Source organism: Sphingomonas alpina, from assembly GCF_014490665.1.
GTDB classification, from domain to species: Bacteria; Pseudomonadota; Alphaproteobacteria; order Sphingomonadales; family Sphingomonadaceae; genus Sphingomonas; species Sphingomonas alpina.
Map to the genome: position 1 here is coordinate 251253 of NZ_CP061038.1, position 19567 is coordinate 270819.

17 protein-coding genes and 1 tRNA gene are annotated in these 19567 nt (G+C 61.5%); 4 read left to right on the forward strand and 14 right to left on the reverse strand.

Annotated elements, in window-relative coordinates; all coding sequences use genetic code 11:
• Positions 1–11 precede the first annotated feature (11 nt).
• Genes H3Z74_RS01055 through H3Z74_RS01070 form a run of 4 tightly spaced genes read left to right on the forward strand, consistent with a single transcriptional unit; the run spans position 12 to position 1454 of the window.
• Positions 12–335 carry an ArsR/SmtB family transcription factor gene (locus H3Z74_RS01055; RefSeq protein WP_187764106.1) on the forward strand — a complete coding sequence of 108 codons (324 nt, stop codon included), beginning with the start codon at positions 12–14 and terminating at the stop codon, positions 333–335.
• Positions 332–763 (forward strand): SRPBCC family protein, encoded by a 432-nt coding sequence (locus H3Z74_RS01060; RefSeq protein ID WP_187762188.1) that lies wholly within the window; start codon positions 332–334, stop codon positions 761–763. The genes H3Z74_RS01055 and H3Z74_RS01060 overlap by 4 nt, the downstream gene beginning before the upstream one ends.
• Before the next feature lie 37 nt (positions 764–800).
• Entirely contained in the window at positions 801–1190 is a 390-nt protein-coding gene (locus tag H3Z74_RS01065; RefSeq protein WP_187762189.1) for a DUF1801 domain-containing protein, read from the forward strand.
• A gap of 36 nt (positions 1191–1226) precedes the next feature.
• Positions 1227–1454, forward strand: coding sequence for a hypothetical protein (locus H3Z74_RS01070; protein ID WP_187762190.1), 228 nt, complete (start codon positions 1227–1229; stop codon positions 1452–1454).
• A 26-nt stretch (positions 1455–1480) separates the two neighbouring features.
• Here H3Z74_RS01070 and H3Z74_RS01075 read toward each other — a convergent pair whose 3' ends face one another.
• The 14 genes from H3Z74_RS01075 to H3Z74_RS01140 form a co-directional block, all read right to left on the reverse strand.
• Complete coding sequence (locus H3Z74_RS01075; RefSeq protein ID WP_187762191.1) at positions 1481–3886, reverse strand: TonB-dependent receptor plug domain-containing protein; 2406 nt, start codon at positions 3884–3886, stop codon at positions 1481–1483.
• Positions 3887–4176: 290 nt separating this feature from the next.
• On the reverse strand, positions 4177–6255 hold the full coding sequence (locus H3Z74_RS01080; protein ID WP_187762192.1) for a S9 family peptidase: 2079 nt from the start codon (positions 6253–6255) through the stop codon (positions 4177–4179).
• 341 nt (positions 6256–6596) lie between these two features.
• Positions 6597–6673: transfer RNA gene (locus tag H3Z74_RS01085), tRNA-Arg, on the reverse strand.
• A 16-nt stretch (positions 6674–6689) separates the two neighbouring features.
• Positions 6690–8090, reverse strand: coding sequence for an HlyD family secretion protein (locus H3Z74_RS01090; protein WP_187762193.1), 1401 nt, complete (start codon positions 8088–8090; stop codon positions 6690–6692).
• A complete protein-coding gene (locus H3Z74_RS01095; RefSeq protein WP_229726811.1) occupies positions 8066–9709 on the reverse strand; it encodes a TolC family protein in 1644 nt (547 codons plus the stop codon). The genes H3Z74_RS01090 and H3Z74_RS01095 overlap by 25 nt, the downstream gene beginning before the upstream one ends.
• Positions 9699–10901 carry an ABC transporter permease gene (locus H3Z74_RS01100; protein WP_187762194.1) on the reverse strand — a complete coding sequence of 401 codons (1203 nt, stop codon included), beginning with the start codon at positions 10899–10901 and terminating at the stop codon, positions 9699–9701. The genes H3Z74_RS01095 and H3Z74_RS01100 overlap by 11 nt, the downstream gene beginning before the upstream one ends.
• Positions 10898–11602: an ABC transporter ATP-binding protein gene (locus tag H3Z74_RS01105; RefSeq protein ID WP_187762195.1), complete on the reverse strand. Its 705-nt coding sequence runs from the start codon at positions 11600–11602 to the stop codon at positions 10898–10900. Before H3Z74_RS01105 ends, H3Z74_RS01100 begins: the two co-directional genes overlap by 4 nt.
• Positions 11603–11823: 221 nt before the next feature.
• Positions 11824–12267 carry a hypothetical protein gene (locus H3Z74_RS01110; RefSeq protein ID WP_187762196.1) on the reverse strand — a complete coding sequence of 148 codons (444 nt, stop codon included), beginning with the start codon at positions 12265–12267 and terminating at the stop codon, positions 11824–11826.
• Positions 12268–12343: 76 nt separating this feature from the next.
• Positions 12344–12844, reverse strand: coding sequence for a hypothetical protein (locus H3Z74_RS01115; protein WP_187762197.1), 501 nt, complete (start codon positions 12842–12844; stop codon positions 12344–12346).
• A gap of 130 nt (positions 12845–12974) precedes the next feature.
• Positions 12975–13490: a hypothetical protein gene (locus H3Z74_RS01120; protein WP_187762198.1), complete on the reverse strand. Its 516-nt coding sequence runs from the start codon at positions 13488–13490 to the stop codon at positions 12975–12977.
• Between the two features lie 300 nt (positions 13491–13790).
• The gene (locus H3Z74_RS01125) at positions 13791–17021 is read right to left on the reverse strand and encodes a TonB-dependent receptor (RefSeq protein ID WP_229726812.1); all 3231 of its coding nucleotides are present in this window, start codon (positions 17019–17021) and stop codon (positions 13791–13793) included.
• Between the two features lie 192 nt (positions 17022–17213).
• Positions 17214–17729 (reverse strand): hypothetical protein, encoded by a 516-nt coding sequence (locus H3Z74_RS01130; protein ID WP_187762199.1) that lies wholly within the window; start codon positions 17727–17729, stop codon positions 17214–17216.
• 72 nt (positions 17730–17801) lie between these two features.
• The gene (locus tag H3Z74_RS01135; RefSeq protein ID WP_187762200.1) at positions 17802–18836 is read right to left on the reverse strand and encodes a FecR family protein; all 1035 of its coding nucleotides are present in this window, start codon (positions 18834–18836) and stop codon (positions 17802–17804) included.
• A complete protein-coding gene (locus H3Z74_RS01140) occupies positions 18833–19372 on the reverse strand; it encodes an RNA polymerase sigma factor (RefSeq protein ID WP_187762201.1) in 540 nt (179 codons plus the stop codon). Before H3Z74_RS01140 ends, H3Z74_RS01135 begins: the two co-directional genes overlap by 4 nt.
• Positions 19373–19567: the final 195 nt, after the last annotated feature.

A 19567-nucleotide genomic window follows, 5' to 3' on the forward strand; every position in this document is an offset into this window, starting at 1 on the left:
ATTGATTGCGCGTGCCCGTTACTCATGATGTCCTCTTTCGGACGCTCGCCGACCCAACGCGGCGCGCCATTTTCGAGCGGCTGTGCCGTGACGGGGAGCAGACGGTCAGCGCGCTGACCGCGCGCGCCGGCGTCTCGCAACCGGCCGTCTCGAAACATCTCGGCGTGCTGAAAGAGGCCGGGCTGGTACGCGACCGTCACGAGGGCCGGCAGAATCATTACAGCGCGCAACTCGATGCGCTGTCCCCACTGATCGACTGGACCAAGGAGATGGCCGGGTTCTGGGAGAACCGGTTCGACCATCTCGAGGATTTACTGAAAAGGATGGATCAATGACCGATACGACGACTGAAACACGTTCCGTCACTGTCGAGCGCGAGATCGCGTATCCGGCGGAAAAGATCTGGCGGGCGCTCACTCAGCCGCATCTGATTCAGGAGTGGCTGATGCGGAATGACGATTTCGCTCCTGTCGTCGGCCATCGCTTCAATCTCAGCGGCGACTGGGGCGGCGTGACGTGTGAAGTGCTCATTGCCGAGCCGCACGAGACGCTGTCCTACACTTGGGATTATGCGCATGACGATCCGGCCTATGCGCTGAAGAGCGTGGTGACCCTCACGCTGATTCCGACCGGTGCGGGAACGCTGTTGCGCATGGAACAGGTTGGCTTCCGGCCGGATCAGAAACAGGCCTTCAACGGCGCCAAATATGGCTGGGCGGAACATCTCGCCAATCTGGAGAAGGCAGTGGCGCGGCTGGATTGAGATCCGTCGGCGGAAGCGAAAGTCAGGGAGAGTTCCGATGAGCAAGAGCGAGTCCGGGGAAGCCTATTCTCCGTCTCGAATGATCGATGAGCGGATCCGGGAACTGGGCGACTGGCGGGGCGAGCTACTGTCCCGAATCCGTGCCCTGATCCGGCAGGCCGATCCCGACATGGTCGAGGAGTGGAAGTGGCGCGGAGTGCCGGTGTGGTATCATGGTGGCATGGTCTGTACTGGCGAGACCTATAAGGCGGCGGTGAAGATGACCTTTGCCAAGGGCGCTGCGCTCGAAGACCCGTCGGGCCTCTTCAATTCGAGCCTTGACGGCAATACCCGGCGCGCGATCGATTTTCATGAGGGCGAGACGATCGACGAGGACGCGCTGAAGGTGCTGGTTCGCGCCGCCGTCGCACTGAACACGTCGCGTTGATCGACCCGCTTCGGCGCATTTTCGAAAGGAAGAACATTGACCTGGAACAATTGGATCCGGCAGACCCATCGCTGGCTGTCGATTGTCTTTACGCTGACCGTCATCGCCAATTTCGTTGCCCGGATATGGGGAGAGCCTCCGCTCTGGGTGACTTATTCGCCACTGCTCCCGCTCTTCCTGCTCCTGTTCAGCGGCCTGTACATGTTCGCGTTGCCCTATGCCGTCCGATGGCGCAGCCCGCGACGCGCCGACGCATTGGAGTGATCCTGTGACAGGGTAAGGTCGGCCATTCAGAACCGCTTGCTTACAGTCACTCCCACCGTTCGGGGGTTGGGCGGGTTGTTGTACGGATCATAGCCCACCACCCCGTCAATCACGCGCGAAGGCTGTCGGTCGAACAGATTGGCGACGACGAGTTGCACCTGGCTGTCCGCGAACAGCGGCGCGTCCAGGAGGTGGCCCAGATCGAAACTCAGGAACAATGAGGCCGTCGTATAGGACCCGACGCTCCGGATCGGCTGGTCGGGTCGATCGTCGGTGAAGCCATCGACATAATTCACCACCGATCCGATCGAGACGCCGCCCCGCCCCCAGGCGATGGTACCATTCAGCCGCAGATCGGCGGGCTTGGCATAGCCATCGAGCCGCGAAATCGCGGTTGAGCCACCGGCCTTGAGATCAAGGCCGAGAATATATTGGCCGGTCAGGTTCACCATCGCGGTGCCGCCGAACAATTTGGTGCGATAGGCAAGATCGAGGTCGAGGCCATTGGTGGACTCCACCGCGAAATTCTGTGCCCTGATGTCGGCGATCAGCTGCACTTGGGACAACAGCGCGGCCGGCACCTGGCCGGCGCTGTCGAAGAAAGTGAGATCGCCGCCATTGATCGACGGGACTTCCGCGAACCGGCGGAACACGTCCGGGTTTTCGATCACCTGCTTCACTTGCGCGGGGGTAGGGTTGGCGATGTTGAAGACCTGCAGATCCTTCACCGACAGGCTGTCGTCGGGCGAGGGGGTGCCGACGCGGCCGGAAATGCGAACCCGGTAATAGCCGGCCTTGACCGTGAGATTGGGGATGAAGGTCGGTGTGACATCCACACCGACGGTGAAGGTATCGGCCTTTTGCGTCTTGAGATCGGGATTCGCACCAGCACGGAACATCACCAGCGCCTGACCGGCGGGGAGGGCGGGGTTCTGATCCTTCGGGTCGAGGAATTTATAATCGTAAAGGCCGAACGATACCTGTTCGGCGATGCCGATCGTGCTGCGGAACCGGGGCACAAGGAATGACCGCGCATAGGTACCGCGCAGCGCGATCGATCGGTCAACCTGCCAGCGCAGCCCGATCTTGGGCGAGAATGTCCGGTCGAACCCCAGATCCTCATACCGCCCGGCAGCCGACAGGGTCAGCGAGCGGATCAGCGGCACATTCTGGTCCGCGCCGATGATCGGCACATTCACTTCGCCGAACACCGACTTGACCTTGCGTGTGCCGCCATTGCGATTGAAGAAGATCGTCGCATCGGTGCGCAGCGTCTCGGCGCGATACTGGAAGCCGCCGGCGACCAGCACGGGGCCGCCCGGCAAGGTCGCCAGCGTGGTCTGGCCGCGCAGTTCCGCGACAAACAATGTGTTGGTGGATTCGCGTGAACTGGGCGGTCGCCCGACCCGGCTCGAGCTGCCGTCGGTATGGGTGCGGTGATAGTCCACCGTCAGGTCAAGCGCGGTGGACCCCTGACCTTGCCAATGAACCCCGTTATAGATCGACACACCGGTCGTGCGGGTCTTGAACACCCGGTTGAAAGCAGGCTCGTCAAGGAAGATCTGGCGGGAATCGCGGTCACGCTGGAACCGGGACGCGTCGATCGAGAAGGTGAGGTCGCCCAGGTCCTGCTGAATGCCGCCGTAAAGATCGGTGAGCCGTTCGTTCGGGAGCTGTGTGACCTGCAGCGCTTCGCCCGAGACATCGACCGGGTCGCCGATAAAGGGCGAGCGTTTCTGGTACATCGCCATGCCATAGACATTGCCGCTGCCCCAGGAATGCCCGGCTAGCCCGCTGATCTGGACATCCTCCTTGCCGGTCCGCGTCGCGGTTGCGCCGCGCACCTGCAGTTCGAGGCCACTGGTCGGCTTGCGGGTCACGATATTGACGACACCGGCGACCGCATCGGCGCCATAGGTCGCGGAAGCGCCGTCGGGAATGATGTCGATGCGCTCGATCAGCATTGATGGAATGGTCGATACGGTCGGCGCTTCGGTCAGGCCGACCGAAGGCATGCGCCGCCCGTTGAGCAGGGTCAGCGTTGCATCCGATGCCAAGCCGCGGAGTGCGAAGCCCGCGAAACCGTCGAACTGATTATAAGTGGTCGCATCGCCCAGTGGGCTGCCGATGCCGGCACCGGTCGTGGCGAATTCGCTCAGGTCGCCAGTGAAATTCTGCGGGATCGTGAGCATATATTCCGAAACCGAGCCTGCCCCGGAATGCACGATATCGGCCTGATCATAGCTGAACATCGGGCTGGCGACATATTCCTTCGGCAAGCCGCGGATCAGCGAACCGGTGACGATGATGTCGCCGGGTGCCTTGTCGCTGTCGGACTTCCTGCGGCCCTCCGTTTCCAATTGAGCTTGCTGATCGGGGCGATCCGCCGGCAGCTCCTGTGCCGCCGCATAGGGCGCGCAGGCATTGACCAATGAGAAGACAGAGAATCCTTTGATTGCCCAATGCCGCAAAATCATTACCCCCAATTGTATGGAATGATATACCATATCTTAATGAGTAGGGCGCTACTCAAGCCTGTCGAGGGTGTCAATCTTGCGATGATCACTGAACGGGGGAGTCTCGTCCCCATCGTTGCCGATCAGCAGTGGGTCGCCGGGAAGTAAAGCGACAAAAGGCCGACTATCTGCTCCGGTGAAGAGCACGGATTTCCGCCACGACCGGGTCCACCGGCCTGTGCCGCAGGGGCAGCCCGGTGGAACCCCTATTTCTCAAGCTTCTCCTGGAGGAAATGGCGGCTCTCGGCCCATAATTTGAGCCAGCTGGAATGGCGGATCATATCATGGGCCTCGCCCGGGATGATCACCGTGCGCACGTCCACGCCTTTGGCGCGCAGCTTCTGATTCAGGTCGATCGTCTCGAGCACATCCACATTCATGTCGCGGTCGCCGCTCACCAGCAGCACGGGCGATTTCCAGCCTTCAATGGCACCGAGCGGCGACGACCGGAACGCCAGCGGCTTGTCGGCCTCGCCGACACCGAACACCTTGCTCGGATTCTGGTGTCCCGGTGTCGGCGACGGCCATGACCAGTCGAACACGCCGTGGATTGCGACCCCGGCCGCGAACACGTCCGAATTGCGCGCCAAGGCCTGGCCGGTGAGCAGCCCGCCATAGGACCCGCCCCAGATACCGACCCGCTTGCGATCGACATCGCTGCGCTGCGCCAGCCAACGCCCGGCACCAAGCACGTCATTATATTCGGACGCACCGCGCCAGCCACGCCCCGGCGCCTCGCGGAAATCGCGGCCATATCCGACGCCGGAACGATAATTGACGCTGACCACGACATAGCCGAGTTCGGCGAGATGCCGGTTCACTGCGAAGTCGCTGGCATAATAGCCGCTGAAGTGAAAGGCGGGGAACATCTGCCGTGGCGGGCCGCCATGGACATAGACCAAGGCTGGGTGGGGCCCTGGCGTGCCCGGCAGGAACAGCTGCACCGGCACGGTGCCGCCATCGCTCGCCTTGATCCGAACCACCTTCGGCGCCGGGGCACTGAAGCGGTGGCTGTAGCCATAATCGGACGGCTTTTCAGCCAGCGCCAGCTTGCCCGATTTCAGGTCCAGCACGCGCAGCAATGGTGCATCCTCGGCATTGCTGCCGGTGAACGCGACATAGCGTCCGTCACCGACCGCGCCGGCCAGGCCCATGACCACGTCCTGGCTCGGGATCGCGTGCTCCCGGCCCGACGATACGGTGATGCTGGAAAGCTGGCGCGTGTCGATGTCGCGGCAATTATGGACCACGAACAGCGTATCGGGGGCAGCCAACTCGCTTTCCGCGACCTCGCAGTTCGTCGGTGTGAGCGCGCGCGGTGCGCCGCCGCTGCGCGCGACCGCATAGAGCCGCGCCCAGCCATCCTGTTCCGACCGGACCACGATGTTGCGATCATCAGCCCAGCGCAGGACCCCTTCCGGGTCGTCCGACAATTGCGACCCCGCCTTGCCCTTTGCCCCATACAGCGTGCGCACCTGTCCGTTGGCGATATCGACGGTCTCGACCGCGAACGGTCGGTTTTCGAGCAGATCCTCGGTGACCGTGTGCTCGCTGCCGGGCCAGCGGAGATAGGCGACGGTCGCGCCGTCCGGCGAAAGCACCGGTGAGCTCAGCCGGTCTGCGCCCGTGACCAGCCAGTGAATCCGGTCCTCGCCCAGCGTGTACCGGCCTAGAAAGGACCAGCCACCGCGATCCTGCGCGAAGATCATCGATCTGCCGTCCTTGGTCCACACCGCCTGGCCAAATGCGGCCCCACCCGGCACCAGCATCGCCGGCTTCGTCGACGAGTCCGCAAGGTCGACCGCCCAGAGATCACGCCCCTGCCGGTACAGCATCCGCTTCCCGTCGGCCGTGAATTTGGGATCGGCGCCAGCGCCGATCCTGACGGGCTTGGCGCCGGCGGCGGCTGCCACCACCCAGAGCGTCACCTTCGGGGCTTCGATCAGGCTGGCGGGGTTGAAGCCTTCCCCGCTTCCGCTGAACGGGACACCGGTCTGGAACGCAACGAACTTGCCGTCCGGCGAGATCGAAACGCTGCTGATCGGCTGTCCGTCGACATCGGCTTGGGCGAACAGCTTCACTGGCTTGAAGTCCGGCACGCGCGCGACCATCAGCGTGCTGCTTTCGCCTTGGCGCACCAGCCAGGCGAAGGCCGGCACCGTCGCGGCACTGATGTCGGTCACTATCGGAAATTCGAGGAATCCGGTGTCGTCAATGGCCTGGGCCTGCAGCGTCGATGAAGCGAGCAGCGCGGTGATCGCGAAGGCGAGTTTCATCGTGCGCATGCCAAGTTCTCTCCTCATGGGCTGTATCGGCCTGAACAGGATCGTACGAGCCCGTATAGAAAAAACAACTGCCGAGATTGAATTTCGGCACCATCATTTGTTGAAGAGCGGCCGGCATTGCGGACTTCAACGATTGGAGCGGTACCGGGGCCGTGTAGATCCGCTCTCAGCGAGAGCTCGCCGATCTCCCGGGCGACCAAAGCTTGAGTCGCCGGGCGGGCCGACGCACAACTCGCAATCGAAGCTCTTCTCGATCAGGTTGATGGCCCGGTCAGTGACATGCAATGTGCCGGCAGTGAAAGCCGGCTCTGGCATATTGTGGTGTGGTAGCCACGAGAGTGTGGCGCACCCGAGAGGATTCGAACCTCTGGCCTCTGCCTTCGGAGGGCAGCGCTCTATCCAGCTGAGCTACGGGTGCCTGTAACGTCGAGCGACTAGCAAAGCCTGTGGCGCCGCGCCAGCCGTTTCGACAGGGTCGCGTTCGAAAGCCGCCGAGGAGGCAGGATCAAGGCGTTACCGGAGCAGGGGGCGCCGCAACGGACCACACCACTTCCTCGCCAGGCTTCAGGCCGGAGAGAATTTCGGCACCGGTGGGCGATACAAGGCCAAGTCCCACCGTTCTGGGGGCCGTCTTCCCGGTCTTGCGATCCCGCACCATGACGGTCGCTGCTGGTGCGGCACCTTGCACTGCTTCGGGGGGGGACGACGATCGCGTTCGGGTTGCTGTAAGCGATCACGATCACCATCGCGGTCATCCCGATCTTGACGCGCCGGGCTTGTTCGGGAGTCAGGGCATCGAGCCGGGCGGTCGCGGTGAAACTCGCCTTCCCGGTGCCTGCTGCCGAGTCCTTGCCGGCCTCGCCGGCGACACTGGAGATCTGTCCGGCAAGCGAGAGGTCGTTGAAGCCGGGCCCGGTGACCGTCACCGGCATGCCGGTCTTGATCCGGTTGATATCGGCCTCGTCCAGTCGGAAAGACACGCCGAGCCCACCGGCGCGAGCGATCGTGCCGATCAGCTGGCCCTTGGAGACTCTGGATCCGACATGCAGCGGGTCGCTGGCCGCGCCCTCGCCCTGGCCGACCGGCGGGCGCACGACGATCCCGTCATCAGGTGCATGCAGGATCGCGCTGCCGAACTGGCCCGCCAGTTTTCCCAGACGGAGTTGCGCATTCTTCAGCTCGAGCTCGGCCATGCGGCGGTTTGGCCCCTGACCGCGACGCGAAGTTGCTTCCAGATCTTCCTGGGCTGTTTCAAGCGAGGTTTTCCTTGATCGCTCCTGCTGCACCATGCCGTCATATTCGGACCGCGGGACAAGTCCGCGATCCAGCAGCGCCTTGGTCTCGCGCAGCTTGTTCTCGGTATCTTTCAGTTCGAACATCGCCGTGGCCACCGCGCGCCGGGCGCGGGACATTTCGGGGCCGCTGGTCCAGGACGTCATGTCGTTGGATGCCTGCGCTGCCTTCAGATAAGCGCTTTCCGCTTCATTGCGGCTTTGCTCCAGTTCGGAAAGGTCGAGTTCGGCCAGTGCCTGGCCCTGGTTGACCAGGTCGCCATATGCGAAGCGGATCGACTTGATGGTGCCGTCGAACGGCGCGGTGATGTCGATACCGTTGCCGGGGGCGATCGTCCCCATCACGTTGAGTGTCGAGGCGAAGGGTTCGCGCTTCACCACCTGGCTTTTCTCGATGAGCGCGCCCGCCGATGGCGCACTGTCGTCCCCCGACCAGAGCCACCAGATCGCCAGCAGGCCGCACAGCAGCGCCAGCGTCGCAGCGATCCTGCCGCGACGCGTTTTCGGAATGAACCGGTTCAGTCGTTGAGGTCGATCTTCCATGTATCGAGCGTACTTCCGATTTGCTGGTCGAGTGAGGTCAATTGATTGAGATAGTTGATCCGCGCCGATAATTCCTGCGCGTCCGCGGCGCGAAGGTCGGCCTCGAAAGACAATACCTCAAAGTTGGACGCGCGTCCGAATTTGAGCTTCTCGCGCTGGATGTCCAGCGCTCGCGCCGCCAATGACCGGGCGCGACGTGCGGCTTCAAGCTGGAGCCAGCTCGCCTCGACGCTCTGCACCGCGTCGCGAATCTGCGATTCGGCCGCCTGGCTGGTGTCTTGATAATTGAGCTCGGCCTGTCGCAGCCCGATTGTCGCATTGATCTCGCCCTGCTTCGCGCCATAGTCCCCCCAGATCGGGATACTGAGAGTCAGGCCGACGCGGCTGTCGGTCTTGCCGTCCAACGGCGATTGCAACGCGCTGTTGCCCTGAAAGCGAGACAGGCTGCCTTTTGCCGACAGGTCCCACAGGCGATTATTCTTTGCTTCGCTCAGCGAAATCCGGCTCTGCTCCACCGCCAGTTCCGACGACAGCACGTCCATTCGTGCCGCGCGCCCGAGTTCGAGCGCCTTGTCGAGGTCGATCGCGACATGATCGGTATCGATGCCATCGCCGGCGACGATATTGGTGCGTGGATCGAGCGCCAGCAGCTGGAGCAGCGCCAGCTGGGCCGACGCCCTCGCCTGACCGGCCTGGAGGAGGGCGACTTCCTGATTCGCGACTCCGGATTCGGTCTGCACGATATCGGCGGCGGCCATGCGCCCGGCCTCGATCATCGCGCGGTTGGTCGCGAGCAGATCCTTGGTGCGTTGCAGGGCCAGTTCGGCCAGCCGGATCTGCTCCTGCGCCTGGATCAGCGCGCGATAGGAGAAGACGATGCTGCTCACGACATTCGAGACGGTATTCTGCAGTCCGAGCTGGTTGATCCGCTCCTGCAGGCGCGCGCGCCGGATCGGAGCGAGATTGACCGCGCCAGCGCCTCGCAGCAAAGGTTGGGTAAGCGTGAGCGAGCTGGTCTCGCCGGTATAGCGTCTGCCGTCCTGAAAGCGGTCGTTTCGTGTCCAGGAAAACCCTCCGAACGCGCCGGTCGGTGCGAGCATCGTCACTTGCGGGCTGACGTTCGACGTGGTGCTGAACACGCCGCCGGTGCGTCCGGTGGCGACATCGGCGGCAATACTGATGCGCGGCCGGAATCGGGTGCCGGCGACGAACAGGTCGAATTTCTGGGTGATGCGCGAAAGATAGGCCGACTTGATCGTGCGATTGTCGCGTAAGCCGAGCGCCACCGCCTCGGTCAGGCCGATGGTGATCGGTGCGCCGCCCGGCACCGGCTGCGATGGCGGCGGCGGGATTGGCGAGGAATAGGGGGAGGGGAGAGGCTGCACCATTTGCGCGCCGGCCGTCACGGCGTTACCCAGAGCGAGAATGCAGCTCACCGTGATGATGCGCTTGAGGAGCCGATGGACATGATGAAAACCGGTATGGTCGCCGTCGCGTTGCTGATGCCGCTTGCCGGGTGTGCCACGCCGAAGGAACTCAAACGCCCGGTAGCCCAGCCGAGCCTGGCCGAGCCGGTCTCGGTGCCCGACATAAAGCCCTATCAGGCGCCTATTCCGCACGCAGCGCCTCGATCGGATCAACCCGGGACGCCGTGATCGCTGGATACAGGCCGAACATCATGCCGACGATACCGGCAACACCTGTGCCGAGTGGCAACACATACAGGGCTACTGCGAAGCTCCAGTGCATCGCCCGCGCCATGAAATAAGACGCGCCGACGCCCAGGGCCACGCCCACAATGCCCCCGACCAGAGCAAGCACAGCGGCCTCGATCAGGAACATCAGCTGTAGGTCGCGCGGTGTCGCGCCGATTGCCGCGCGCAGACCGATTTCGCGCCGGCGCTCCATCACGCTCATCAGCATGACATTCATCACACCGATTCCACCGACGAGCAGCGAGACGCCGCCGATCGCCGCGAGCAGGCGGGTATAAACCCCCATCTGCGCCTTCATCATTGTCACCAGCGCGCGCGCATCGACGATGGTCAGTACAGAGGTCGCATTGGCAAGGCGCGTCTTCACCCGCTCGCCCACCGCCACCGAATCGGTGCCGGGTTTGAGCTGGATCAATGCCGTATTGGGGTCACCGCCCGGCATGACGCGGCGGCTGCACCCGAACGGCACGAACACCGCATCATTGTAATCGGCGGGGTTCATCGCTTCGGTGGGCGTCGCCCCCAATATGCCAATCACCGTGTAGGCATAATTGCCGACGGCGATCTTCGCCCCGGGCAGAAGTGCGGCGCCCGGTGCCGACAATTTCGTCGTCGCGCCGTCTCCGACCACCGCGACCAGTCCGCACTCGTCGGCATCGCCGATCAGGCGCCCGATGCGCAGCGGTAGTCTGGCGAGTGTCGCAAAGCCGGGTGATATGGCGACCGTTGCCAAATCTGCGGTCTTTCCGCCGGTCGCGACAGTTTCACGGCCGATCGACAAGGGCATCGCCGCCAGGATGTCCGGATCGTTGCCGGGCAATGCGTCGACCAGGCGACGGTCGAAGCCGGCCGCGCCGCTGCCGTTCGGCGCCGCGCGGATCTGCAGCATATCGACCCCCATATTCTTGAAGCTCTTGAGTGCTTCGAGCTGCCCCATATTGCCGATGCTGAGCATGGCAATGATCGATGCAGTACCGATCGTGATGCCCAGCAGCGCGAGTACGGAGCGAATGCCCTGACTGTACAGATTGGCAAAAGCCTCGGCGAATATCTCACCAAGCGGCGCGCCCGATGCCGTGACGGATATGGCCGTCATGCGTCCACCGGACGTGGTGCTGCAGGCGATACGCTGTCGGAAATGATCCGGCCGTCGAGAAACTCGATCTGCCGATCGCATTGCGCGGCCAGATCGCGGTCATGCGTCACCATCAGGATCGTGACGTCCAGGCTGCGATTCAGGTGCCGCAACAAGGCCATAACCTCAACTGCGGTGATGCTGTCGAGGCTGCCGGTCGGTTCGTCAGCGAGAATCAGGCTCGGCTCGCCGATCAGTGCCCGCGCCAGCGCCACGCGCTGCCGCTGGCCGCCGGACAATTCGGTCGGGCGGTGGTGGCTGCGATCGGCAAGCCCGACGCGCTCCAGCATGGCCAGCGCAGCGGCCTTGCGCTGTTCGCGAGGAATGCCGCGATAGAGCAAAGGCAGTGCGACATTCTGCCATGCGGGCAGCCGCGGCAGCAGTTGGAAGGACTGGAAGACGAAGCCGAGCATGGCATTGCGAAGTCGCGCCGCCTCATATGCCGACCCATAATCCACCGCGACGCCGTCAAGCATGACCTGGCCGCTATCGGGCTTGTCGAGCAGGCCGACGATATTAAGCAATGTGCTCTTGCCCGAACCCGAAGGACCGAGGACCGCGCAGAATGCGCCGCGCGGAATCGAAAACGAAACATCTTTCAGCACCGGGATTGGTTGTGTCGGCGGCCCATAGGCTTTTCCGACATTGGTCACTTCCAGCATTTATTTTTCCCACGTGCCGGAAGAGAAGAGCCCCGAATATGCATGGCTGTCAATATCGGTTTCGTACTGCCTGATCATGTCGAAACCCGCCCCCAGAGGCCCGACAATGAATGAGCCGCACGCTCCGATCCAGAACTATCTGCGCCACAGAAGCGCTATCCGGCAATCCGGAGATTGCAGATGGATCAGGTGGATGGCGGGAACCCGTCGACGGTTGGGTTTCAGTAAATTTCCAGCGAACTGGGCGCCGTCAACTGCCCGTTGATTGTGCAGCCACCGGGCAGAGTCGCATTGAGGGTCAGAATTTTGGACGAGTTGTTCCATGCTCCGGTGACCGTACCGCTGCATGAGCCGATGACGACGCCGCTCATCGATATTGTTGCATTTGCGACGTTATAGGTGACGGCATATGGGGTGCTGGTAAAGGTAAAGGTTGGGCAAAATATAGCGCCCGGCTGGAGCTGCGGAACCGCAGATGCCGTGCTTGAGGGCGTTGCTGCCACGGTGAGCGTGACGTTCAATGTGCAAGACATGTTGATACCGCCCCTGGACACCGTAACCGGCCCGGTGATCAAATATGTTCCCATCGGCGTGAAGGTCTGTGCACTGACAGGTGGTGCGCCGAACAATATTGCGCCGGCGCATAGCGTGATGAACTTATTCATGGTCGCTCTCCTGCGTATATTTTTTGTATTTCAGTCGTTTGGCCGTTGAAAGGTTAATCGGTCGTTTGTCCATCGATCACGGGGTGATGTTCAGCGGCAACCCGGAAACCTGGTTGAGCGTGCCAACGATCGTGCAGGGGGGTGACATTGTGCCGGTCAGGGATGTGTTTACCGAAAGGTTTCGGGGCATGGCTGTGTTGCCGCCCCATGAGCCGACGATAGTCCCGCTGCACGTGCCCGGGGCGACAAAAATCATGAGAACATTCTGGAGCGATATGTTCGTCCCGTCGAACGACACCGGATAGGGAATATTGTTGAAGGCCGTCGCGGCACATATGCCGCTGAATACCGGAGTCGCTGTCGCGACATGGCCGTGCGAGGCGGTGCCATGGGCGTCCGGCGCTGCCTGGGGAACGGTAATCGTGATTTTGAACGGGCAACTGAAGGGCGCGCCCTTGGTAAAGATCACCGTACCCTGAAATACGGACGTGCCCGCTGGGGTATAGGTGGTCGCGTGAGCGCTATCTGCACCTGCGAGCGCCAGCGCAGAAGCGCAGATTGCCGAAATCAGTTTCATCTCAACTCTCCTGTTGCCGGGTTCGCGATTCAAAACTGGTGATCTGAGTGCCGTATCGAAAAAAATGCCTGGGCGCGGAGGAGCGCGCCCAGGCAAGTCGGGAGGAATGTTGTCGTTATTTCACCGCCAATCAGGGATTGGTGATGGTGAGGCCGGCCGGACCCGAGATCTGGGTGATGGTGCCGACGATCGTGCAAGGCGCCGAGGTGCCGCCGCCGGGAAGCGAGGCATTAAGCGAGATGCTGCGAGGTGTCGCGCCGCCGTTCCAGACGCCGCTGATGCTGCCGCTGCAGCCGCCCGGAGTGATCGTGTTCACGACAACGCCGGAAAGCGTCACGTTCGTGCCATCGAACGAGACCGGATACGGCGTGGCGCTGAAGGTCACCGTCGGGCACAGGAAGTTGCCTGCGCTCAGGACCGGCGTCGCGGTGGCGGTGTGGCCATGCGAGAAGGTGCCATGAGCGTCCGGTGCCGCTTCAGGAACGACGACGGTGAGCTTGAGCACGCAGGTCAGAGCGATGCCCTTGTTCACGTTCACCGAACCCTGGAACACATAGGTGCCTGCCGGGGTGTAGGTGGTCGCGTTGGCAGTGCCTGCGCCAGCCAGCGCCAATGCAGAGGCGCAAATTGCAGAAAATAATTTCATCTCAACTCTCCTGGTTTCGAATTGTGATTCGCACTCATTGAATTGGGTGCCTAAAAACAATGTACAGTTTTCACATCGATGTCAATATTGTTGGATAAATAATATTGGAGCGATACTTTATATTTAATAGAATCAAAACTAATCTTCCCAGTAATGACTCATTACTAGGACAATTGGTGTCACTAAGAATTATTAGAGTATAATGCGAAAAATTGGCCGCATAAGTGGATATGTTAAGTGCATGTTGGCATATATTCCTACCATACTCATCGTTTTACCAAGATTTTATATCCAAAAAAATCAGAATTTCTTACTGACGCTGAAACCAATGATGCGGGGGTCCAGTGTAAATACGTTGGTGGTCAGTCCGGTGTCATCGCTGTTGGTGAAGAAATCGGAGATGGGCGTGTTGTTAAACACATTCTTGATATAGAATTGGAAGGCGAGATCAGATTCCGGTCGCGCAAATGTGATCGCCAGGTTGGTATTGTCCCACGGTTTCAACCGATCATAGGCGGTGTTGTAGACGCGGCCCCAGCTCGCTGACTGGCGATAATAATCGCCGCGGAAGGTCAGGTTCCAATCGTCGATGAAGAAGGTGTATTGGGCGCCGATATTGGCGGTAAGGCGCGGCGCGTTGGGCAGTTCATTGCCCTCGAGATCGGCATAGAAGCCGCGACCGCCATTAGGGGCGTCGGTCAAGGGATTATAATCGAAGCCGAAAAAGGCATTGAACGGCAGGATGGTGTCGGCGCCAGGCGTGAACGACCCGTAACCCTTGGACCCGCCACACAATGCACCGAGCGCGAGGAGTCCGAATGGTCCCGCCAGGGGGGAATTGAGAATGGCCTCAACCTTGTCACGCGGCGCGATGCAGTTCGACGGAACCTGGATCCAGGGACGCAGCACCACCCAATCTTCATTGCCTTGGGTGCGATTCATCACGTCGATCGACCGTGCGCCTTTCTTGAGCCGAGTCCTGAGATAGCCAAGATTGGCATCGACCCGGAATGCACGTGACGGGCGCCATGCGGCCTCGAGTTCCACGCCCCAGCTTTGCGCGTCGAAATTCTCGTTGAGCGAGATGCGATCAACGATCTGGGAAACCTGATAATCCTTGTAGTCATAGAAAAATGCGGTTGCGTTGAAACTCAACTTGCCGCCGGCAAAGCTGTTTTTGGTGCCGATCTCGAACGCGTTGATATATTCCGGTTTGAAGGTCCCGGGCAGCGCTTGATACTGGACGATCCGTGGGTTGATGTTGGCGCGCGGGGGGTTCGCACCACCTCCCTTGTAACCGTGCGACGCAGACGCGTAGATCAGTGTGTCGTCTGTGAATGCGAGGTCGGGCTTCCAGTCGACCACCAGACGTCCAGTCGGCCGGGACCAGCTTTGATTGATGTCGGGATCCCTGGGATAGCCGCTGTTGACGAAGCCGCCGCTGTTGCCGACGTCCGGTGCGCCGCCAAGCAGGAGCTGGCTGGGGACCGGTGTCGCGGTCTTGTCATCCTTGGTGAAACGGAGCCCGGCGGTGATCTTGATGTTATCGGCGACTTCCCAATACGCTTCGCCGAAAACGGCCCATGATTCCGTTTTCACGATGTTGCGGCTGAGAAAATAATTGTGGCCGAGGTCGTTCAGCGAGCCGATCGGATTTGGATCGATATAGACGCAGTCGACGGTGGTCGTGCCGGGCGGGCACGGCAGTGGGGTGAATCCGTTTCGGTTGTAGAGATTGGCTGCAACGAAGGTGAAGATGTTGTTGAAGACGTAATAATCGTCCTGTGACTTGAAATTCAGGTAATTGGCGCCGAGGCTGAAATTGAAGGGACCGCTGAACGACGATTGCAGGCGGAGTTCCTGCGTCCATTGGTCGTTGCGCGAGCGGCTCAAGTCTGCGGACAGGATGCGATTCGATGCCCCGAGCTGAGGGTCGGTGAAAATCCCGCCCGGTGCACCCTGACCCTGGTTCTGGATCGGCAGGCCAGTGAAGGGGTCAATCAATCCCGTCGTATCGGTGAAGATCGAGCCGGAAACGAAACGGTTATAATCTTGCGACGAATAATAGCGATCGCGCGCATACGCGGTTTGCGAGACGAGTTTTAGAGAATCGGTGAGTTTATACTCGAGATTCAGCTGAAAGACGTCGTTCTTTGCGCGAAATACCGGGTCATAGCTGGTTGCGATCTCGCGCAGGTTGCGCGACTGCACGACATTTGCATAGGGATCGCCCGACAAAAGGCCGAGCAAGGTGTTCCCCGTCAACGGGTCAACCCCGGCATTGATGATGTAGCTGCCGGCCAGGATATAGCCGAGGCTGCTGCCGTTCGGCGCGCCGAACGAACTGTCGTCATAGAGCGAGACGGCCCGGCAGCCCTGGCTGATGCGGTCGCGCAATTCGTCCGGCACCACCGTGTTGCCGACCTTGGCGAGGCCTTCATCGCGCGAGCAGAGCTGCTTGCCGGTGCGCGAGCGATTGTCCTTCTCGTAGAAATGCTGCCAGATCGCATTGGCTTTGAACCGATCGCTCGGCTCCCATTGCACCGAGGCGCGGGTCGACCACAGGTCGCGGCCATTGACACGCTTCTGGCTGAAGGTGTTGAAGTCGAATCCGTCGCGCTTGGTCATCGACCCGGCGACGCGAACGCCAAGAGTATCGGTGAGCGGCACATTGAGCATGCCGCTCAGCCGGCGCGTGGAATAGTTGCCGACTTCCGCTTTCGCATCACCCTCGAATTTATCGCTCGGCAGCGCCGGGATGATATTGACCACGCCGCCGGTCGCGTTGCGGCCATAGAGCGTACCCTGCGGCCCGCGCAGTACCTCGACGCGCTGCAGATCGAAGAATTCGGATTCGAACAGGCGATTGCGGATCAGCGGCGTGTTGTTGAAACTGACTGCCACCGCGGGATCGCTCGACGCCGAAATCGCCTTGGTCCCGATCCCGCGGATCGAGAAATTGTACATGCTGAAATTGCCCTTGGAGAAGTTCACATTGGGCACGGCACGCAGCAATTCCGATCCGCTTTCGATCTTGTGATCGTCGAGCGACTGTTTGGAAAAGGCGGAGATGGCGATCGGCACGTCCTTCAGCGATTCCTCCCGCTTCTGCGCCGTCACGATGATGTCGCTGGTGTCTTCCTGGCTGGCTGTGGCGGCGCCGACCGCGGTATCGCTCGATGCCGGGCGAGTTTGAATCGGCTCGACAGCCGATACCGCCGGCCGGACGATCAGCACGCCCGAGCGCCCGGTCTGAACCGTCAGACCGGAATTGGTGAGCAGACGCGACAGCGCCTCGTCCTTGCTGAAGCTGCCGACCAGCGCCGGGCTGGTCTTGCCGTTCACTGCCGCGGCGTCGAAGATGATCTGCTGCCGTGAGGTTTCGCCGAACGCCTTCAGCGCATTACCCAAAGCCTGCGCCGGAATGTTGAACCGGTATGTCTGAGTGCGCGCGGCGGCCACCGACGGCTGCGCCATGATCGCGATCACTGCGGTTGCAGAGTAAAGATAACCGCGCAAGGAATCCCGCATTTCGTAACACCTCCCCTATATCGCCGCCGTTCGTTTTTGAACGGTCGATCAGAGGGTAATACGCACATCAATGTCTATCCCTCACTTGCCTCGATGCTTTTTTTAAATCCGTTACGGCGAGTAAAAAAATGCCCGGAGCGCGAACCCATGCGCTCCGGGCAGGCGGGGACCTCGTTGGATTTGTCGAGCAGATCAGGGGTTGGTGATACTGAGTGCCTCACCCGAAACCTGATTGAGGTTGCCTGTGAATCGACAGGGTGCTGTCCCGCCGTCGCCCGGTAAGCTGGTGTTGAATAAGATGGCTCTGGGAGAGGCTGTGTTGCCGCTCCATTTACCGCTGAGCGTCCCGGTGCAGCCGCCTGGACCGAAGGCTAGGTAGGCAACGCTATTGAGCGATATGCTGGTCCCGTCGAACGACACGGGATACGGCGCGCCACTGAACATCTGCACAGGACATAGGGCATTGCCTGCGGTCAGGACCGGGGTCGCGGTGGCGTTGTGGCCGTGGGATGCCGTGCCATCGGCATCCGGCGCGCTTTCGGGAACAGTGATGGTGACTGTGAGGATGCAGGTGAGTGTGAAACCCTTGACCGTCTGCACCCAGCCCTGGAAGACGTAGGTGCCTGCGGGTGTATAGGTGGTAGCGCTTGCCGCCTGTATGTTGGCCACCGCCACTGCCACGGCGCAAATGGTGGGCAATAATCTCATCTCATCTCTCTCCGTTCTAACCTGCGCACCGTTGATTTCGGCGCTTGAAAGCGAGGAGTGGTTTGCCGTTCTTCAGGCCGCCCGGTACGACAGGATGATCCGCCCGTCCTCGCGCCTCGCTTGCACCGGGTGCAGCGCGCACACGCCTTCGACAAAGGCGTCGGCATCGGCACCCAGAAAGACGCCGTTGACGACATAGGCCCCGATCCGCGGATCGGAGATGACCAGCTTCTCGCGGGCGTCGCGATTCATCCGGTCGACGGCGACTGCGAGCGGTTCGCCGTCAAAGGTAAGCTGGCCGCTTTCCCAGGACAGTGACCGCGAGACGTCGGTCGGCGCGATGCGGGTTGTGGCGGCGCTGGTCGAGGCGATCAGCTCGCTGCCGGGCACGAGTGTCGGTCCGGGCTGCCCGGCCACGGGCAAGATAGTACGCCGCGTGCCGTCCTTCGCCTGGGCCATCACTTCGACCCGGCCTTCATACAGCACGACGCGCATCTGCTCTGCCAGCAGCTCGACGCTGAACGACGTACCCGTCGCGAGGGTCAAACGGTTGCGCGCGAGCACGCTGAGCGGCCGCATCGCATCATGCGCGACGTCGAATTTTGCGCGGCCCGAGACCAGCTCGAGACGCCGGCTGTTATGGTCCATCCGGACATTGACCTGCGTTGCGGCATCGAGCGTGACGCGCGTGCCGTCGTCGAGCATGACGACCCGACGTTCGCCCGTTCCGGTCGAATAGGAGGTCATCGGATCGTGCAGCAGATAGACCATCGCCACCAGCAGCACTGCGGCGAAAGCGGCGGCCGCTCTGCCCCATCCGCCCATGCTCCAATGCGTGCGCGCCCAGCGGCGCGCATTGGCGCGGCGCAGCGATTCCACCGCCTCCGCGCGGTAGCGGATCATCTCGGGTGTGTCGGCAACATCCTCCACCCCATGCCAGATCGCCACCGCTTCCTCGAACGCCATGGCATGGGCGTCGTCCGTGGCGATCCATGCATCGAATTCGCAGCGCTCGTCGGTATCGAGCCGTCCTTCGCTGAGGCGCAGGCACCACAGCGCCGCCTGTTCGTCGATCTGGCTGTGATCCTGATGTGCGGGAGCGGTCATTTTGAGATTTCCCGGGCTCGCGCCATCAGATGCGTGGTGGCGCGCGCCACATGTTTTTCGACCGCGCTGGGCGAAATGCCGAAGCTTTCCGCAATGACGCGCTTGTCGATGGTTTCGATGCGATACAGAATGAAGATCGTCCGCGTGCGTTCGGGCAGGTCGCGGAGCGACCGCATGATCTGCGCGACAAGGCTGCGGCCCGCGGCAATCTTTTCCGGGTCGATCCAGTCGACGCCTTGACCGTAGAGCAGGCACACCGTGTCATATTGCTCGGTCCGCACGCGCGAACGGCGCGAGCGGTCGCGCAGCAGATTGGCTGCCACTTTGAAGATATAGCCGGCATGGAGGCCGGTTTCAGCACCCGATCCTCCGAATACCCGGGCGAAAGTTTCCTGAGTCAGATCCTCTGCCTCGGCATGATTATGCACGCGCTTGAGGAAGAACGACATCAGCGCCGGCCGCCAGTGGCGGACATGCGCGGCCATGTCGGATTGCTGATCAGTTAACAGCGCATTTTCCTCGGAATCCGGGGTCATCGACAGCTAATACGCACCACATCGCAAACACCACAGTATTTTACTGTCATGCCTTAAGATGCCGGCATCGTGATTTCGGGGGGATTTTTGGCAGGCGAGTGCCATCGATCTCTCGTCGGTCGCTCCCAGCATACGGATTTGCGCACCCTTTCCCGTTCTCCGAGAATGAGCGGCGTTTGCCATTGGACCCGTCCA

What these genes read in the sequence shown, in the direction of transcription:
- H3Z74_RS01135 (WP_187762200.1), bottom strand. Translation starts at nt 18,836, where the DNA reads ATGACCGCTCCCGCACATCAGGATCACAGCCAGATCGACGAACAGGCG.
- H3Z74_RS01130 (WP_187762199.1), bottom strand. Translation starts at nt 17,729, where the DNA reads ATGAGATTATTGCCCACCATTTGCGCCGTGGCAGTGGCGGTGGCCAAC.
- H3Z74_RS01100 (WP_187762194.1), bottom strand. Translation starts at nt 10,901, where the DNA reads ATGACGGCCATATCCGTCACGGCATCGGGCGCGCCGCTTGGTGAGATA.
- H3Z74_RS01105 (WP_187762195.1), bottom strand. Translation starts at nt 11,602, where the DNA reads ATGCTGGAAGTGACCAATGTCGGAAAAGCCTATGGGCCGCCGACACAA.
- H3Z74_RS01065 (WP_187762189.1), top strand. Translation starts at nt 801, where the DNA reads ATGAGCAAGAGCGAGTCCGGGGAAGCCTATTCTCCGTCTCGAATGATC.
- H3Z74_RS01080 (WP_187762192.1), bottom strand. Translation starts at nt 6,255, where the DNA reads ATGCGCACGATGAAACTCGCCTTCGCGATCACCGCGCTGCTCGCTTCA.
- H3Z74_RS01125 (WP_229726812.1), bottom strand. Translation starts at nt 17,021, where the DNA reads ATGCGGGATTCCTTGCGCGGTTATCTTTACTCTGCAACCGCAGTGATC.
- H3Z74_RS01060 (WP_187762188.1), top strand. Translation starts at nt 332, where the DNA reads ATGACCGATACGACGACTGAAACACGTTCCGTCACTGTCGAGCGCGAG.
- H3Z74_RS01115 (WP_187762197.1), bottom strand. Translation starts at nt 12,844, where the DNA reads ATGAAACTGATTTCGGCAATCTGCGCTTCTGCGCTGGCGCTCGCAGGT.
- H3Z74_RS01120 (WP_187762198.1), bottom strand. Translation starts at nt 13,490, where the DNA reads ATGAAATTATTTTCTGCAATTTGCGCCTCTGCATTGGCGCTGGCTGGC.
- H3Z74_RS01110 (WP_187762196.1), bottom strand. Translation starts at nt 12,267, where the DNA reads ATGAATAAGTTCATCACGCTATGCGCCGGCGCAATATTGTTCGGCGCA.
- H3Z74_RS01140 (WP_187762201.1), bottom strand. Translation starts at nt 19,372, where the DNA reads ATGACCCCGGATTCCGAGGAAAATGCGCTGTTAACTGATCAGCAATCC.
- H3Z74_RS01090 (WP_187762193.1), bottom strand. Translation starts at nt 8,090, where the DNA reads ATGGAAGATCGACCTCAACGACTGAACCGGTTCATTCCGAAAACGCGT.